The sequence below is a fragment of the Hymenobacter sp. genome (genome assembly GCF_031398885.1).
In the GTDB taxonomy this organism is placed as follows: domain Bacteria; phylum Bacteroidota; class Bacteroidia; order Cytophagales; family Hymenobacteraceae; genus Hymenobacter.
The window spans coordinates 60,785-77,196 of sequence record NZ_JANNOD010000113.1; the positions used below are offsets into that span (position 1 = coordinate 60,785).

16 protein-coding genes are annotated in these 16,412 nt (G+C 63.0%); 3 read left to right on the forward strand and 13 right to left on the reverse strand.

The window, feature by feature from the left end:
* Positions 1-302: 302 nt before the first annotated feature.
* The 6 genes from cbiB to RMO51_RS20245 all read right to left on the reverse strand — a co-directional run bounded on the left by cbiB (position 303) and on the right by RMO51_RS20245 (position 6,462).
* On the reverse strand, positions 303-1,256 hold the full coding sequence (gene cbiB, locus RMO51_RS20220) for an adenosylcobinamide-phosphate synthase CbiB (protein ID WP_310397790.1): 954 nt from the start codon (positions 1,254-1,256) through the stop codon (positions 303-305).
* The gene (locus RMO51_RS20225; protein ID WP_310397791.1) at positions 1,235-2,263 is read right to left on the reverse strand and encodes an aminotransferase class I/II-fold pyridoxal phosphate-dependent enzyme; all 1,029 of its coding nucleotides are present in this window, start codon (positions 2,261-2,263) and stop codon (positions 1,235-1,237) included. The genes cbiB and RMO51_RS20225 overlap by 22 nt, the downstream gene beginning before the upstream one ends.
* Before the next feature lie 14 nt (positions 2,264-2,277).
* On the reverse strand, positions 2,278-3,750 hold the full coding sequence (locus RMO51_RS20230; protein ID WP_310397792.1) for a cobyric acid synthase: 1,473 nt from the start codon (positions 3,748-3,750) through the stop codon (positions 2,278-2,280).
* 296 nt (positions 3,751-4,046) lie between these two features.
* Positions 4,047-4,448, reverse strand: a complete 402-nt coding sequence (gene tssD / locus RMO51_RS20235; RefSeq protein ID WP_310397793.1) for a type VI secretion system tube protein TssD — start codon at positions 4,446-4,448, stop codon at positions 4,047-4,049.
* Positions 4,449-4,599: 151 nt separating this feature from the next.
* Positions 4,600-5,970: a DUF5458 family protein gene (locus tag RMO51_RS20240; RefSeq protein WP_310397794.1), complete on the reverse strand. Its 1,371-nt coding sequence runs from the start codon at positions 5,968-5,970 to the stop codon at positions 4,600-4,602.
* A 51-nt stretch (positions 5,971-6,021) separates the two neighbouring features.
* Complete coding sequence (locus RMO51_RS20245; protein WP_310397795.1) at positions 6,022-6,462, reverse strand: hypothetical protein; 441 nt, start codon at positions 6,460-6,462, stop codon at positions 6,022-6,024.
* 275 nt (positions 6,463-6,737) lie between these two features.
* On the opposite strand from RMO51_RS20245, the gene RMO51_RS20250 reads away from it, so the two are divergent.
* Positions 6,738-9,308, forward strand: coding sequence for an ATP-dependent Clp protease ATP-binding subunit (locus RMO51_RS20250; protein WP_310397796.1), 2,571 nt, complete (start codon positions 6,738-6,740; stop codon positions 9,306-9,308).
* Between the two features lie 351 nt (positions 9,309-9,659).
* Here RMO51_RS20250 and RMO51_RS20255 read toward each other — a convergent pair whose 3' ends face one another.
* Together RMO51_RS20255 and RMO51_RS20260 are read right to left on the reverse strand one after the other, a co-directional pair.
* A complete protein-coding gene (locus tag RMO51_RS20255) occupies positions 9,660-11,540 on the reverse strand; it encodes a type VI secretion system baseplate subunit TssF (RefSeq protein ID WP_310397797.1) in 1,881 nt (626 codons plus the stop codon).
* Between the two features lie 20 nt (positions 11,541-11,560).
* Positions 11,561-11,986 (reverse strand): GPW/gp25 family protein, encoded by a 426-nt coding sequence (locus RMO51_RS20260; RefSeq protein ID WP_310397798.1) that lies wholly within the window; start codon positions 11,984-11,986, stop codon positions 11,561-11,563.
* Positions 11,987-12,205: 219 nt separating this feature from the next.
* Between RMO51_RS20260 and tssD (RMO51_RS20265) the strand changes: the two genes are divergently transcribed.
* Positions 12,206-12,601: a type VI secretion system tube protein TssD gene (gene tssD, locus RMO51_RS20265; RefSeq protein WP_310397799.1), complete on the forward strand. Its 396-nt coding sequence runs from the start codon at positions 12,206-12,208 to the stop codon at positions 12,599-12,601.
* A 42-nt stretch (positions 12,602-12,643) separates the two neighbouring features.
* On the forward strand, positions 12,644-13,048 hold the full coding sequence (tssD, locus tag RMO51_RS20270) for a type VI secretion system tube protein TssD (RefSeq protein WP_310397800.1): 405 nt from the start codon (positions 12,644-12,646) through the stop codon (positions 13,046-13,048).
* Between the two features lie 545 nt (positions 13,049-13,593).
* On the opposite strand, the gene RMO51_RS20275 is transcribed toward tssD (RMO51_RS20270), so the two are convergent.
* From RMO51_RS20275 to RMO51_RS20295, 5 genes are all read right to left on the reverse strand, one after another.
* Positions 13,594-14,004, reverse strand: coding sequence for a hypothetical protein (locus RMO51_RS20275; RefSeq protein ID WP_310397801.1), 411 nt, complete (start codon positions 14,002-14,004; stop codon positions 13,594-13,596).
* Between the two features lie 127 nt (positions 14,005-14,131).
* Positions 14,132-14,653, reverse strand: coding sequence for a hypothetical protein (locus RMO51_RS20280; RefSeq protein ID WP_310397802.1), 522 nt, complete (start codon positions 14,651-14,653; stop codon positions 14,132-14,134).
* A 250-nt stretch (positions 14,654-14,903) separates the two neighbouring features.
* The gene (locus RMO51_RS20285; protein ID WP_310397803.1) at positions 14,904-15,314 is read right to left on the reverse strand and encodes a hypothetical protein; all 411 of its coding nucleotides are present in this window, start codon (positions 15,312-15,314) and stop codon (positions 14,904-14,906) included.
* A gap of 216 nt (positions 15,315-15,530) precedes the next feature.
* A complete protein-coding gene (locus tag RMO51_RS20290) occupies positions 15,531-16,022 on the reverse strand; it encodes a hypothetical protein (RefSeq protein WP_310397804.1) in 492 nt (163 codons plus the stop codon).
* A 69-nt stretch (positions 16,023-16,091) separates the two neighbouring features.
* Positions 16,092-16,244 carry a hypothetical protein gene (locus RMO51_RS20295; protein WP_310397805.1) on the reverse strand — a complete coding sequence of 51 codons (153 nt, stop codon included), beginning with the start codon at positions 16,242-16,244 and terminating at the stop codon, positions 16,092-16,094.
* Between the last annotated feature and the right edge of the window lie 168 nt (positions 16,245-16,412).

Here is a 16,412-nt window from a genome sequence, read left to right on the forward strand (position 1 = left end):
CCCCGCCCAAGTTGTCGCTGATGGATAGCTTGGCTTCTAGGATAGCACATAAACACTATCCGAACATCCACGCAGTCCTTGTTAGCCGGAACGGTCGCCCGGTTTATGAACGGTATTTTGGCCGGTACAACTGCGGACGCCTTGCCATTCGCTTTTGCACGCGTTGCAAACCACCGTCCACGTCCCCCCAATTGCAAGGCAAGCCAAGGGTTTGTTGTCCGCAGCCGGGCCGAGGCAACTTCCTGTTGGCGGCTTCTTAGCAAGCATCCCCAACACTGATAAAACCCAGCGCAGCCGGCTTCCTACGCTGCTGGCCGCCGGCCGCGCCACCACAGCCACCCCGCGATGCCCGCCACCACCGCGGCGCACACCGCGTGGTTGAGCCGGGCCACTTTGTTGATTTCGTGGTGCGCCAGCGGGCGCGGGTTGTCGCCGATGTAGGGCTTGGGCACGAGCTGGCCGTGGTAGTAGTTGGGGCCGCCGAAGCGGCAGTTGAGCACGCCGGCCAGCGCCGCCTCGGGGTAGCCGGCGTTGGGGCTTTGGTGCCGGTGGCCGTAAGTCAGAATGAACCGGAAGCCGCGCCCGCGGCCGCCCAGCCCTGCCAGCAGCCCCGCCGTGAGCCGGGCCGGCAGCAGGTTGGCCACGTCGTCGAGCCGGGCGGCGCACTTGCCGAACTGCTCGTAGCGCGGGCTGCGGTAGCCCACCATCGAGTCGAGGGTGTTCACCATTTTGTAGGCCATCAGGCCCGGCACGCCCGCCACGGCGTGGTACAGCAGCGGGGCCACCACGCCGTCGCTCAGGTTTTCGGCCAGGCTTTCGAGCACGGCCGTGCGGATTTGCTGCGGGTCGAGCCCGGCCGTGTCACGCCCCACGATGCGGGCCAGCCGGCGGCGGCCGGCCTCCACGCCGTCCCGCGCCAACGCGTCGAACACGGCCCGGCCCTCACGTACCAGGCCGGTATTGGCCAAACCATAAAACACCCACGCACTGTTGACCGCCACGGCCAGCGCCGGGGGGTAGCGCCGCAGGGCCTTGTCGAGCAGCGCGAAGGTGCCGAAGGCGCCGCCCACTAGGCCGGCCGCCAGCAGCGCACCCTTGGCCAGGCGGTGCGGGCCGTGGTTCAGGCGCCGCTCCCCGGCCGCGATGAGCGCCCCGTAGGTGCGCACCGGGTGCGGCCAATCTTCGGGGTCGGCCAGCAGCAGGTCGAGGGCATAGCCAATAACCAGCGGAGCGGCTAGGCGGGTAAATCGGTCCATTCGCGCAGGGCGTTGAGGAGGAGCTGATTGTCGGCCGGCGGGCGGGTGCACAGCCGGAAGTGGGCTGGCGTGAGCCCCCGGAAATTAGCCGCGTCCCGAATCAGCAGGCCGTGCCGGGCCAGCAGCCAGCTTTTCAGGTCGGCCGCCGTGCCGTGCCGCAGGGTGGCCAGGAAGTAGTGGGTGTGGCTGGGCACAATGTCCAGTCCTTCGTTGCCGGCCAGTTGGGCCGCAAAGGCCGCGCGGTCGGCCAGCAGTTGCGCGGTGGGGGGCTGCACGGCGTCGAAGTGCTCAAAAATGAAGTGGCCCGCCGCGGCGGCCAGGGCATTGACCGTCCAGGGGGCTTTGCCGCGGGTGAGCCGGGCGATGAGGCCCTCCGACGCCAGCACGTAGCCCAGCCGCAGGCCCGGAATGGCGTAGGCCTTGGTCAGTGAGCGTAGGATGAGCAGGTTGTCGAACCGGGCCAGCAGCGGCCGGGCCGTGGCAATGCTGACCGTGAATTCAATGAACGCCTCGTCGAGCACGAACACGGCGTGGGGGTTGCGCGCCAGCAGCGCCGCCAGCTCCGGCTCCCGCAGCACGCTGCCCGTGGGGTTGTTGGGGTTGCAGATGAAGACCACGTCCGCCGCCAGCGGCGCGTCCGCCACCAGCGCCTCCCAGGGCAAAAAAGTGAGCCGGTGGCCGTGGAGCCGGGCCGCGTCCTCGTACTCGGCGAAGGCGGGCGTGACGATGGTGGTGCGGCGCCCGGCCCAGGCCTGGGCCACCAGGTAGATGCTTTCGGTGGTGCCGCTGCTCATCAACACCTGGCCGGCCGGCAGGCTGTGGTGGGCGGCCACCCGGGCGGCCAGGCTTTCGGCCAGCACCTCGGGATAGCGGTTCACAGCGGCCCAGTGGCCGAACACGTAGTCCTTCAGGCCCGCCGGCTCGCCGCCGTACCAGACGTTGGTGCTGAAATCGGCCACGATTTCGTGGGAGTGCCGGTAGCCATCGTCGCCGTGTCCGTGGAGCATAAGGGGGGCTGGGTTCAGGTGCGCAGTTCCGCGTAAATCCGCGCCATATCCACGTGCTCGCGGATGAGGGCAGCCAGGCGGTCGTACTGCTCGTTTTTGAACGCTGCGAAGTCAAGCGGCGCGCCGGCTTTTTGTTCGGTGTGGGGGGCCAGCAAAAAATCGATGACCGCCGGGTTGTCGAGGATGCCGTGCAGGTAAGTCCCCCAGCAGCGCGGGCCGGCAAAGTAGCCCTCGGGCGTGCCGTCGGCGAGCGTGGCCACGGGCCGCGGCGGGCCCTTAGCCGTGGTCTGGCCCATGTGGATTTCGTAGCCTTGGCAGTCGGCCGCCGCACCGTTCAGGAAGGCGAACCGGCGCTGCTGCGTGGTCTTTTCCCCTTGCAGCACCGTGCGCACGGGCAGCAGCCCCAGCCCGGCCGCGGCGGGCACCGCGCCTTCCACCCCGTCGGGGTCTTCCACGGAGCGGCCCAGCATCTGGTACCCGCCGCAGATGCCCACCACGGTTTTGCCGGCCCGGTGGGCGCGCACGACGGCGGCCGCCAGCCCGCTGCTGGTGAGCACCCGCAGGTCGGCGATGGTGTTTTTGCTGCCGGGCAGGACGATGACGTCGGCCGCGCCGAGCTCCGCCGCGTCGCGGGTGAAGAACAGGTCGGCCCGGGGGTCGTGGCTCAGGGCGTCGAAGTCGGTGAAATTCGACAGGCGGCCCAGCAGCACCACGGCCACGCGCACACGGCCGGCCAGCCCGGCGGCGCCCCGCTTGCGCTCCAGCGCGACCGAGTCTTCTTCCTCCACAAAAATGTCGCGAAAGTACGGCAGCACGCCCACCACCGGCACCCCGGTCAGCGCGGCTAACTGCTGGCGGCCGTCGGCAAACAGCCGCGCGTCGCCCCGGAATTTGTTGATGATGATGCCCTTGATGCAGGCTTTTTCGGCGGGCTCCAGCAGGGCCAGCGTGCCGTAGACGCTGCCGAACACGCCGCCCTTGTCGATGTCGGCCACCAAATACGTGGCGGCCCCGGCGTGGAGCGCCATGCGCAGGTTGGTGATGTCGCGGCGCTTGAGGTTGAGCTCCGAGATGCTGCCGGCCCCTTCCAGCACCACCGGCGCGTAGCGGGCCGCCAGCCGGTCGTAAGCCTGGGTGGCGGCCGCGAACAGCTCGTGCCGGTCGTTTTCGCGGAAGTACTCGTGGGCGGTCTGCGTGCCGATGGGCCGGCCGTTGAGCACCACCTGCGAGGCCTGGTCGGAGGTGGGCTTGAGCAGCACGGGGTTCATGTCGACGTGGCAGGGGATGCCCGCCGCCTCGGCCTGCACCGCTTGGGCCCGCCCAATCTCCAGGCCTTCGGGCGTGGCGTAGCTGTTCAGCGACATGTTCTGGGCCTTGAACGGCGCCGGCCGGTAGCCATCCTGCCGAAAAATCCGGCAAAACCCCGCCGTGATGACGCTCTTGCCCACGTCGGACGCGGTGCCGACGAACATGATGGAACGAAGCATGAAAAAAACGAGCGGGTGAGCGGCGCCACAAAAGTATTTCCGAAATGCTGCCGCGCACCCCCAAGCCCCTTGAACCGATGCGCGCACCGTACACGCCACCCGCCCCATCGCCTCAGAATACGAGCTGACCGCCTTTAGCCGCTTGCTGGAGCAGAGCGCCTCATTCGCGAGATGGCGGTGTGGCATTGGCAGCGCCGGCAGCATTTGCAAACAGGAAAATGAATCAGTCGTCTTCTCAAAAAGAAAAAATCCCGCCGGTTGCCCGGCGGGATTTTTTCTGCTAAGCTAGCGGATGGCTATACCCACTTGTTGTCCAGCGAAGCGCCGTTCACATCAATCTTATTGGCGGAGATAACGAGGCTCAACACCATCGAAGCCTGGGTCTCGCCGCCGCGAGCATCAAAGCTCTCGGTATAACCCACGCAGTAGGCTTCTTTGAAGGCGATTTCTTTCATCTTCGAGTCCTGGTCACCGCGCTTGAACACGATTTTGCCGTCGGCCCGCTTGTAGGGGTCCAGCATCCAACTGATGAGCTTGACGCTGTCCGTCGACACTATCGTCACCTTGATGGTGCCGCCTTGCACCACGGACGAAGGGCGACCCTTGTCGTCGGTGGTTTGATTGAAGGAGTAGCCGCAGCTTACTACTTCGCATTCTTCGCTGCCAGCAGCGTCAAAAACAGCACTGAAAGAGGCCATGGGTAAATGGGTTGGGGTTGGTGAAAAAAATAGAAAAAAGTGAAAAACTGCACGCGGACGCGTGGCAGGCAACAAAATCAAACGTGTCTTTGGTTGAGATTCAGCGCTGACTAATGGTTTGGCATTTTATCCGGGCCGTCCCGGACCTAGTCTATTGCTGGGCGTATTCGGCGCTCCAGTCGCGGCCGGGGTTGTCCGGGTCGTCGCCCTTGGTGCCATCGAGCGATACGAGGAAGGTCTTGGCCGGGAAATAGGGCACCATGTGAATATCGAGCAGAATCCGGTCCTTCTGGTCCGGGTCGCGCTCAAACTTTTTGACGGAAAACTTCTCGATTAGCTTGCCGGGGCCGGCGATGCCGTCGAGAAAGCGCACAATCTGGTTTTGGATGTCCATGCGCATGTTGTGGTCCCAGTTTTCGAAGGCGCGGCGGTTGAGAAAATCAATCAGCACCTTGGTCACGTAATCGAATACGCGCACCACCGAATAGGTTTGCAGGCCGATGTTGTCGCCATTGAACAGGGTCTTGGCCGAAAAGGCCATCACCCGGCCGTACTCGTTGACCATCGGAACGAGGCCTATTTTTTCGAGGTTGGAAATTTCGCTTTTGCGCAACGGGAATTTCACACCGTCCACCTCGTTCAGGGTGCCGTGCTTGCGGCCGGCCGTGACCTGCGAGGCCAGGGTGGAGTAGATGCGGCCCGCCAGCGCCGACGACGGCGGCACGAACATGTCCTCCTCCTCCCCTATTTCTTCGAGCTTGCCGCGGCCCACCAACCAGTTGGCCGTCATGATGACGTTGGACTTGTAGGCGTCGCCGCCGGTCAGGTTGGCCTCTTCAAAAAGCTCAATAACGTCCTCGGGCGTGTCGTAATGCTCGAAGTCGGTCACGAGCATTACCTTATTCTTGTGAGCAATTTTGGCCCACTTGTCAACCACTTTGTTGGAACCCAGGTAGCCGGGCACCACGAGCAGCGAATAGTTGTCGCGCAAATCGAGGCGGTCGTAGTTCTGCTCCAGCTCGTCGGAAACGGCGTCGATGAATGTGGTGTTGTCCAAGTCCTGCAACTGGTCCTTGTCAGCGTTCAGGATGGACACGTTTTTCACCTCGTCCTGGTCCGTGTTGCGGAAGAACAGCGCCACCGAACGGTAGGCCTGCTCCAACTCGTGGGTGGCTTCCACGGCTTTTTTGAGGTTGTCGGTTAGCTGGTGCTGGCTCTCTTCCACGCGCTGGCCGCCCTGCTCCACGGCTTCGGCCACCGTGGTGGTGCTGCTCAACAGCGAGTGCCACAAGGCAAGGCGCTTTTTGAGTTGCTGGCGGTCGCCTTTTTTGCTGTCTTCGGAAAGAAAAATCTTTTTGCGGGCCTTCTTGTCCGGATTAAGGTTGGAAGCGCCGTCGATGGTGGTTTCAAGCAAATCAAACCCGCCTACTTTGAGTAGGGCCTGGGTGCTTTGTTCGAGGGCCGGGCCGGCCCCTTCGCGGGTGCGGTAGCCGGCCGCTGCGTCTTGCTGTTCAAGTGCCATATATAAGGATAAGGGGCGATAAGTCAGAAGGGTAGAATACGCGCTGGGAAATTACTCCAATTCGTCCATCATGGCCTGCACCGCCGCCAAAAACGCCGCCTTGGTTTCGGGGTTTTCAAGCGCGGTCTTCAAAATTTTATTCGATTTGAGCTGGCGCAGCAGCTTTTGCAGGTCATCCGTCTCAGAGGCCAAGCCCTGCAGAAAGTTGCTTTGGCTGATGATGCCCTTCTTGCCAAAATCACCGAGCGACGCGAAATGCAGCTTCTCGGGGACGGAGACTCCTTGCGCGTTTTCAAACTCCACCGCCACTTCGGGCTTGAAGTGAGAAAATACCGCTTCGGGGGTTTTGAGGCCTTCCACCACCAGGGGCCGCAGGGGCGCGTTGGTGGTGAGCTTTTGCACCAGCAAGGTGCGATTGAGGGGAATATCTGATATTGCTTCCGAGGCAATGTCGAGCTTTCGCTCCTGACCGCCAATTCCGTACGTATACATAGAAAGGAGAGAAGGTGGGGCGACCGGACGGGCAAAAAGATGCCTCAGCCAGCCAGTAATGGCATTCATTGGGCCGGCATTCTGTTGGGGTAACGGTCGGACACAATGGAAGGTTTTGCGAATATATAAAAGTTTTTCTGACAACGGCATCCGACGACGACCTTTCGACCCACTTTCGGACCCGGAACAAAAAATGACCACGGCAAACCCCTGGGCCGCCCTTTTGCATAGCCAGAACTCCGCTATATTCGCCGCTCCCTTCCCCCAACTTACCCTTGGCTTACTCCGACAACCTCAAGCGTAGCCTGCACATCGCGCAGGCCGTGGCCCACGAATACCGCCAAGCCCACTACGCCGCCCCGCACCTGCTTACGGCGCTGCTGCACAACGAAATAGGACTGGCCTCCTGGCTGGTGGCCGTGCTGGACAAGGACATTCACTACCTGCGCGAGTGGGCCGAAGTGCGCCTGGAGGACGAGCCCAAAGCTGCCCGCCCCCCCGAAATGCCCACCCCCGACCCCGGCGTGCAGCAAGTGCTGGAGATGGCCAACTTGGTCGCCCTGCAGCTCTCACGCGACCAAACCGACCCGCTCGCGGCCCTGGCGGCGCTGCTGCGGCCGGGCCTGGCCTTCACGGCCGAGCAGCTAAAATCCTTCCCGCTGACGCAAAAAGAGGTAATGGACGCCGCCCAGGCCGAAATGCCCCCTCCCGCCGCGGCCGAAACCACGGCCCCGGGCGCGGCCGGCGGCGCGGCACCCGCGGCCGGCAAAGGCGGGGCGCTGGCCACCTACTGCACCGATAAAACCGCCCAGGCGCGCGACGGCAAGCTGGACCCCATCGTGGGACGCGACCGCGAAATTCGGCTGGTGGCCGAGATTTTGGGCCGGCGCACCAAGCCCAACGTGCTGCTCATCGGCGAGCCGGGCGTGGGCAAGTCGGCGTTGGTCGAAGGCTTTGCCCAACAGATTGCCGAAGGCCTGGTGCCGGTGCACCTGCGCGAGGTGACGCTGTTTGAGCTGGACCTGGGCACGCTGGTGGCCGGGGCGTCGTACAAGGGCGAGGTGGAGGACCGCATCAAAAAGGTGCTGACGGAAATCAAGCAGTACACCCGCGCCATTCTCTTCATTGATGAAATCCACGTGCTGCTCGACCCCAAGGGCAGCGCCGGCAGCGGCATCGCGCAGCTGCTGAAGCCGGAGCTGGCGCGGGGCGAGCTCACGGTGGTCGGCGCGACGACCAACGACGAGTACCGGCAGTACATTGAAAAAGACGAGGCCTTCAACCGCCGCTTCGACATCGTGCGGGTGGAAGAACCCTCGCTGGTGGTAGCCGAGCGCATGCTGGAGCGGGTGCTGCCCATTTACGCCACCCACCACGGCCTCACGCTGGGCGAAGGCACCATCGCCGAAGCCGTGCGCCTGGCCAAGCGCTACCTCAAGGACCGGCAATTGCCCGACTCCGCCATCGACCTGGTGGACCGCACCATGGCCGCCATTCGGATGCTCGACGAGCAGGCCGTGGCGGGCCTCGTGCAGCTGCAAACCGACTTTGAAGCCCTGACCGCCCGGCACGAGGAACTGGGCGAAGCCGACTACCTGCGGGAGCTGCGCTGGTTTCTGTACCAGGTGCAGAACCAGGTGAGCCAGCTCTGGCTGAATCAGCTGGAAAACGAGCAGCAGCCCGACGCCCTGGAAACCAGCGCCGAGCTGGCAACCTACCTGCGCGAGATTCTGGGCGCGGTGCTGGCCCTGGCCGACACCAAGAAGGACAGCGTGGAAAAGCAGGACATCGCGGCCATCGTATCGGGCAAAACCGGCATTCCGCTGGGCAAGCTGCAAAGCAACGAGCGCGAAAAGCTGCTGCGCATGGACCAGATTCTGCAAAAGCGCGTGGTGGGCCAGGATTTCGCCGTAAAGGCCATGTGCGCGGCCATTCTGGAGTCGCGCTCGGGGCTCACGAAGGCGGGCCAGCCCATCGGCTCGTTCTTCCTGCTGGGCCCCACCGGCACGGGCAAAACCGAGCTGGCGAAGGCCCTGGCTGACTTTTTGTTCAACGACGAGTCCTTCCTCATCCGCTTCGACATGTCGGAATTCAAGGAGGAGCACTCGGCCGCGCTGCTTTACGGCGCGCCTCCCGGCTACGTGGGCTACGAAGAAGGCGGCCTGCTGGTGAATAAAATTCGGGAGAAGCCGTACTCGGTGGTCTTGTTTGATGAGATTGAAAAGGCCCACCCGTCGGTGTTCGACATCTTCCTGCAAATCCTGGACGAGGGCCGGCTCAGCGACCGGCTGGGCCGCGAGGGCGACTTCTCGAACGCCGTCATTCTGTTCACGTCCAACATCGGCTCCGAGCAGATTGCCGCGGCCTTCGCGGCGGGAAAAGTGCCCGCCCCCACCGACCTCATGGAGGCCATGACGCGCCACTTCCGGCCCGAATTCCTGGCCCGGCTCACCGAAATCGTGCCCTTCGCCCCCATTTCCGAGGAGAACGTGGGCCGCATCTTCGACATTCACCTCAAGCCTTTGCTGGAGCAATTGCGGCGGCAGGGCATCACCCTCGACCTCGGCGAGGAAGCGCGGCAGCACCTGGCGCTGTCGGGCTTCACGCCGCGCTACGGGGCCCGGCCCATCACGGGCGTGATTCGGTCGCAGCTGCGGCGGCCCATCTCGCGGCTTATCATCAGCGGCGAGGCCCGCAAGGGCACGGTGCTCGCGCTGAGCAAGCCCGAGGGCAGCGACGCGGTGGTGTGGACCACCACCCAAACGCAGGAGGCCGAAGCGCCGGAGTCGGCCGCTGCCGAAGCCACCGCCGAACCAGCCGCCCCGGCCGCTACCGACCCGGCGTAACCATTCTCACCCGACCAAATAAGGTTTCGCTTTACCGCGTCAAACGTTTCCTCTACCCAAGCGCGCTCGTGGCGTCGTTTTCGGCAGAGGTAGCAGTGGTGGGCCTTGCTCCCCGGTACGCCGGTGTGCGTTCGACTTCGAGCAGGCTACCGATGAGCGGGGCCGGATATGGGCCACGGCCTGCGCCACCCCGCGCTGGGCGTGCCCGACGGCAACCAGTTGCCGGCCCAGGCCCACGCGGCCGCCGTCCGGTTCTTTGGCTACGCGGCGCGGTGTGGCGGTGGCGCGTCGCAGCAACGTTTTGAGCTCACGTTGTGCTTCAGTGCGCTGAAGCGCGAGGACGCGCGCATTCTACACCACCGCTGTTTCCTGCACCACCACCTCGTAGGGCAGGTTCATGGCCGACTGCCCGGCCAGGAAGGTCTGCAGCTCCAGGGCAGCGCGCTGCCACTCCGGGGTGCTGAGGCGGCTGGGCGCGGCGGGCGTAAGCTGCACGCGGATGCAGCGCACGAAGCCGGCCGTGGGCGTGGCCCCGGTCTGGAAAGCTTTTTCGATGTGGACGGCCGCCAGGTGCGGGCCCAGCTCGGCCCAGCAAGCGGCCTTGATATCGGCCAGGGTAACGAGGCGGTTGCGGGCCAGCAGATTGCGGCGCAAGGCGTGGGTGCGCTCTTCGGGACGAGGCCGCTCGCGGCCGCCGCTGGTGGTGGTGAGCAGGCGCACCTCGTCGATGTAGTGGCCGTCGTGAATGCGCAGACGGCTGCCGGCGGGCAGCCGGTTGGCCCCTTCGCCGTTGCTCGACCAGTATTCGAGGTACACGCTGTCGTTCACGTTTTGGGGGCGCAGCAGCAGGTAGGGCACGGGCTGCTCGGCGGCGCGGTTGCGGTCGAGGCGCTCTTCGAGCCGGGCCAGGTTCTGGTCCAGCTCGCGCAGAATGGAACCGATGAAGTCGGTGCCGGCGGCCGTGAAGGCGCGGCTTTCATCGCGCAGCAGCTCCAGCAGCTCGCGCAGCGCCTCGCGCCCGGTGCGGGTATCGAACCGGCCCACGCCGTGGGTGCGCAGCGTGTACGTATCGGTAGCGCCCTCCGACAGGTCGCTGAGCGTGGTCGAGCGGTAGGCCACGTTGCTGAGGCTGTACACGTCGCGCACGGCCAGAAAAGGCTCTTCGCTGGCCAGGGGGAACAAATTGAGGGCCGGTTGCAGGCGAAACAGCACCTTGTGCAAGCGCCGGTTCAGCACCGGGAAGCAGTTGAGCGCGCACACCAGTTGGTCGAATGCCTCGGGTGGCAGCGCGTGGGCGAAGCGGACTTCCAGCCACGTCAGCGGCTGGCTCAGGGGTTGCAGCTCGGCGGCCGGGTCGGCGAAGGCGGCGGTCAGCTCGGCCGGGTACGGGCGGGGCGCGTAGGTGGCCAGGGCCCCGGCGGGCCCCTCTAGCTGCACAAAAGCCGGCGCGTACAAGGCCCGCACCTGGTGCTCGGCGCGCCGTAAAAAATCGTACTCTTTATCAAGTGAGTCCGCCGCGCCCGGCGTGGCGGCGGGCTGGGGCAGGCCCTGGCTGGGGGTTAGTTCGGCCCCACCCAGCAGCCACCGCTCGCCGGGCAGAAAGGCGGCGTAAGCGGCGCGGCGCGGCTCGTTCAGCCAATCAAAATAAAAGGTTAAATCCGCCAGGTTGATGCCCTCGGCGGGGAGTTCCAGGCCTATCCAGAGGCGGCGGTGTTCGGCGGGAGGCGGGGCCACGGCCTGGGCCACCACGCGCTTTTGCCCCGTGGCGTCCAGCTGCCACACGATGGCATCGGTGGCCAGGCAGCGCACGGCACCGCTCACGAGGCGGGTGGCTTGCAGGGGCGAAAAAAATGTTTCCTGGCCGGCCACCTTGCGGCCCGCCGTGGGCGGCTCAAAAACGAACTGGGCGTCGTCGGGCAGGCGCACCACGGCCTCGCGGGCGCGGGCCTGGGCAATGGCGTGGGCCGGGTGCGGGGCGTCCACCACGTCGGGGTTGAGCAGCGTGGCCAAACGCTCAATCAGCCGGTATTGGGTATTGTGGAGCTCCTGGCCAATTTTTTCGAACTCCACGGCACAGGCTTCGAGCAGCAGGCTCACCAGCGGGTCGAAGCCGTCGAGGTCGCCCTCGGTGTAGCCCCACAGCTCGGCGGCTTGGCGGGTGAGGCGGCTCTTGACGCTGGCCTTGTTGAAATCGGTGGCAGCGGGCGCAGGAAAGGGAAGAGGAGGCAGCACGGACGAAAAGAAAAGGCAAATTAATCGATGGACAGCGGGGCCACAAACAAGCTGGCCTGAAAAGCAAACGGCTCGTCGGTGCGGTGCAGGGCGGCGCTCACCGTCACCTCCAAGCGCTTGCGGATGCGCTGATGCACGTTCTTCAACTCAAAGTCGCTCACGGCCACCTCCACCCGGGGCCGGGTCAGGCGCGGCTCGTAGTCGCGGATGGACTGCTCGACGGAGTGCTGCACATTATCTTTCCAGCGCATGGTGGTCATGGCTTCGAAGTCCTGCTCCCACACCTGGCAGCCAAAATCGGGCTCGAAGCGCGACTCGCCGAAGTAGGTGGTCAGCATCAGGTACAAGTGTTGGGCAATGGACTCCTGCACCGAGCAGCGGGGCAGCTGCTGGCGCTCCAGAATCCCCTCCAAATCAAGCGGCAATCGGTAGTAAGAGACACTCATACGGGGCGGGTTAGCGGGCAGAAACGGGGGAGCTGCAGGGCAGGAAGCAGAACAACGGCGGCGCTTTTGCCCCGCCCGGCCTACGCCGGGCGCGGGCAATTCGTTACTCCCGCCGGCGGGGTTTCGCCGGGGCGGCTCCATCCTTTTGCTTTTCCCGCCGTAATGTTACAGGCTGCGGCTTTATCTTGCGGTACAATCGTTCACCTCGCCTTACCTGCCATGTCATTCAGCGCCTCGCTTGTCCTTGATACGAAGAGCTATACCGTGCGCCGCTTCACTTGGGGCGTGCAGCAGAACACCGACGTGGTGGGCCGCCCCGACGCGCGCGTGCAAGGCGGCCGTCTTCAGGTCGAGCTGGATTCGGAGCCCGACGAGACGCTGCACCACTGGGCCCTGGACGACACCAAGAAAATGAGCGGTGAACTGGTGGTGTACGCGGCCAACAACCGCTTCTCGCGCCGCAAGACCATTCGGTTCGAAGACGCCTACTGCGTGGGCCTGGGCAAGCAGTTCGACGGCTCGGCTTCCGACCAGGGCATGACCATGACGCTCACGCTCTCGGCCAACAAGCTCAGCAGCGGCGAAGTGACTCTCGACAACAAGTGGCCTGTATAACGAACCGACCTTGAGCGTGCCGGGCGCTACCCGGCTTCTCGCATGTCTTCCTTCCGTTGCACCCTAACCCTCGAAGACCAGGAGTTTGCCGTGGTACACTGCACCTACGAGTTCAGCCAAGCCATCAGCGAGCGGGGCCGGGCCGCGGCCAAAGTGCGCAGCGGCCTCATTGCCTTGCAACTCGACGTGCCCGATGGCGACCAGTTGCTGGCCTGGGCCACCGACCCGCACAAGAAATTGAGCGGCCACCTCGTTTTCCAGGAAACTAACCGCCCCGTGGCGCGCGAGAAGCTGGCTTTTGAGGACGGTTTTTGCGTGTCCTACGAAGAGGTGTTTTTTTCCGGCTCCGACTCGGCGGGGGCCTACCGCTGCGTGCTGCAAATCTCGGCAGGCAAGCTCACCTTGGATACTGTGGAAAAGGACAGCGCCTGGGCTGAAACGCGCTAGGGGGCTGCGTTTTGAGCCGCGCACGGTAGTTATTCAGGACGTAAGGACGCAACGGCCGAATCTATTTGTGCGGCCGCCGCATTGTCGGCAATCCGTAGATAAGTCCATTCGCCATTCTCAGTGTAGTGAGCAGAAGCGCGTTGGCCCGACCATCGGTACTTGCTGGAGCTTATCCGTGTGCTTCTGCCGTATCATCTGTTTGCCTGCTTCGGGCGGTCCCGAATGTCGGGAATTGAAGTTGATGCGGTAAAGTTTGCCCCTCCAGAGTTCCTAGCCAAGCCATGCAGACGCAAAGTATCAGGGCATTCATTGTGGCTGGGAATAATGTAGATGTCGACGGGCTACACCCGCGGCACCAGCTTCACGAGCATGCTGTACCAGCGGCCGCCGGGCCAAAGGCTAGCACCACGTATGGTCCGCACTTTTTTATCATTGCCCAAAGGCACGCTTTATTCAACTGCTCAAACCAATTTTTGGCTGCTTCATACCTCATACCCTCAAGCTGCCAAGTTCGAACTGATATACGCTGCTGCCGTACGGATCCCTCATTGCTTTTTGCCGCGGTCCAAAACCTGCCGGGGGATGGGGAACGGCGGCACCCGCCAGCCGTTGGCCGGCGGCCGGCGGATGCTGTCGGGGACGGCTATGGCAAAATGCCCCACGTTTACTGTGGGATCCAGGCTATCGTACTCTACCACGCAGAGGGCGCCATTGGCTTCCTTCATCCCAGACTTCCAACCCGACGGGCCGCCATATTCCTTGCCCGCCACGACGAAATTGAACCCGAACATGCGCCCGCTTTTGGCCGTGTAGTGCCAACCGTCAACCGTGCCCAGCGTGAACTTGGCTCGTTGGTGCATGGCGTTTTTTAGTTGCCTTGAATAGATAAATCCACCTCCAAGCAACCCCAACAGAACCACCGCCCAATTTTTGATTAACCACGGCAATAATTTCATTTTCAGGTCACAATTTTGAAGAAGCGCCTGCCTGTTTATCCGTAACGATAGACTTCACGGCGTCTTGTTTGATTTTTTGGGGTTCTTTGGGAGGAGAAAGAGTTTGGCGTTTGGTCTCCAGCTGCTTTTATCCTTCCTTTTGGCTATTTTCCCATCTTTTCTTGAGCACTTCGAGCACTCCACCAACAACAAAGCTAGTGGGCATAGCTACCCGTGTTTCGGTCATCCAATTCAGCATGGCTTTGCTCGCCCGCCCGGAAACTTGAGCAGCCCATGCTTCGGCCCGCCCGGCCATTTTTTTTGCTACCCACTCCGAACCGTACTCTTTGGTTTGGTCAAATAGAAGACCCAGCACTACGTTTCGCAAAAAATCTATCCGCTGCTTCCCATCCCCGAGGTCGGCCGTGTGCCAGTACCCACCGTATTCGTCATCGTTACCGCCGCTCACTGTGAAAAAATTGGTGGTGGTAGCGGAGCCCAAGGCCACCAAGAATTTGGCTTTGGTTCTCAGGCCCCCGGTATCGAGTGCCCCTGCTGCCACTACGGATGTGCCGTTTATGCCATTCCATGCTTGTAGGAATTTATTTCCTTGCGCGGGGTCAGCAGCGAGGTACCCTGTGCCAAATTGAAAACCTGCGTCCACGCCCATGCGCACAAGGGCCCCTTTGGCCGCCCGCCTCGCGTAAGCCTCCACGGCGGGCCGGCCCACGCGGTAGGCCTGCCCGGCCACGCGCGCCACCACCGGGGCCACTTCCTCGGCGAGGAACGCGTAGGCCCCCACCTCGGCGGCCAGGCCCCCGGTCAAGAACAGCGCCGACGTGCCCAAGAGCCCTTTCCCCGGATAGCCGCCCGCCGCGCCCGTGCCCGGAATCGGCGCCCGCCTGCGGGTGCGCACGCTTTCAGTTCTTTTTGCCGCGGTCCAGGATTTGCCGGGGGACGGGGAACGGCGGCACCCGCCAACCGTTGGCCGGCGGCCGGCGGATGCTGTCGGGAACGGGCAGGTTAAAATATCCTGTATTTTGGGTCGGGTTGGCGCTGTCGTATTCGACGACCACGCGCGCTCCATTGCGCCGATCCATTCCCTCGTCAGGCAGGTCGGCGCCCGTGAACGATGTTCCTTGCACCTCAAAGCGAAAACGATAATACTTGCCGCTTTTAGGTTGGTACACGGACCCGGTCAGGTAGCCGATGGTAAACTTCGCCCGTTCGTGCATCTCGTCGCTCAGATTAGAGACGTAAAACCAAGCTATGACCACGAGTCCCAAAAAAAGAAACGGCCCGTATTGTCGCGACCAACGCAAAAGATTCATTGGCGGGGGTCCAAAATGAGGTGACAGCGTTATTCCAACTAATTACGACAAGTAGAAAAGCAGCTTTTTCACCGCATTGACTGCCTTTCTAAGCAATTAACTAATGGGCCATATTACAAATCACCACCCTCATTTGGACCACCGCTGCCGGTTTAGCGCTGGCCCACGCCCAAGTACCCGGTTTTTTCAGCTGTTGAGCAGACCAACGCTGCACGGCTAGCGACTCAGCGTATCCGGCACCCACTGGCCAAATCTATTCATCACGCGGGCGCTGTCGAGCGTGATAGCCAGGTTTTCGTAGAGGCCGTCTTCTCCGTTTTGGGGGTCTACTTGGTAGCCCTTGCCCCCCTCGGCAGTAGCATTGGCCGCCCGCAACAGAACCGGATAAGGCTGCCTAGATTGGAGCGAACTGAGGTAAATATTGAACAAGCGGCGGGACTGCACTTCGTAATCAATCGATAGCTCGTAACCTTTACGCCGGTATAGAAGCGTTTTTAGGTCCTCGTTGTCACTTCCCTGCTCGTCGCTGATGGGCTCGCCCAGTTGGGTGCGAATCTGGTCGACCGTCAAGCCCACCAGCGCTGGAATGTTGAAGGCATAAGCCGCGGAATCAGCCAGAGGGCGCGGCGCGGGGGGAGGGGCAGCGGCCACCGGCCCGGCCGCCGCTGGCTCGCTCACTGGCCGCTGGGGCTCTGTACAACAGGACAAGAATAACGCTATGTTGAGGGCGCAGAGGGTCAGGAGCGTTTTGCGCGAAAGCGGCATCGGGTTGAGTGTTTAGAAAGTACCGGGCTTAAAGCGGAGCTGCGAGAGGGTGTAGGTCTTGCCGTTGACAATGCTTTTGCCGCTGTATGAGCCTTTACGGGCGTCGTAGTAGAGGCGGTTGCTCTTGGCTACACCCAGCCGTTTATTTACATCCTTTGTCCCCACGTCGAAGAAGCGGTAGTACTTGCCCTAAGAGGGTGTTTGGGATAATATGCACGGGCAAATAAAAACGAGCCAGTAAGTTGCGTTGGGAGTTCCTAGGCTCCCGGACGCATTATGGTTGACGGCTATCAACCCCTTACTGACTCGCAGTGGCAAGTTATGCAGCCGCTG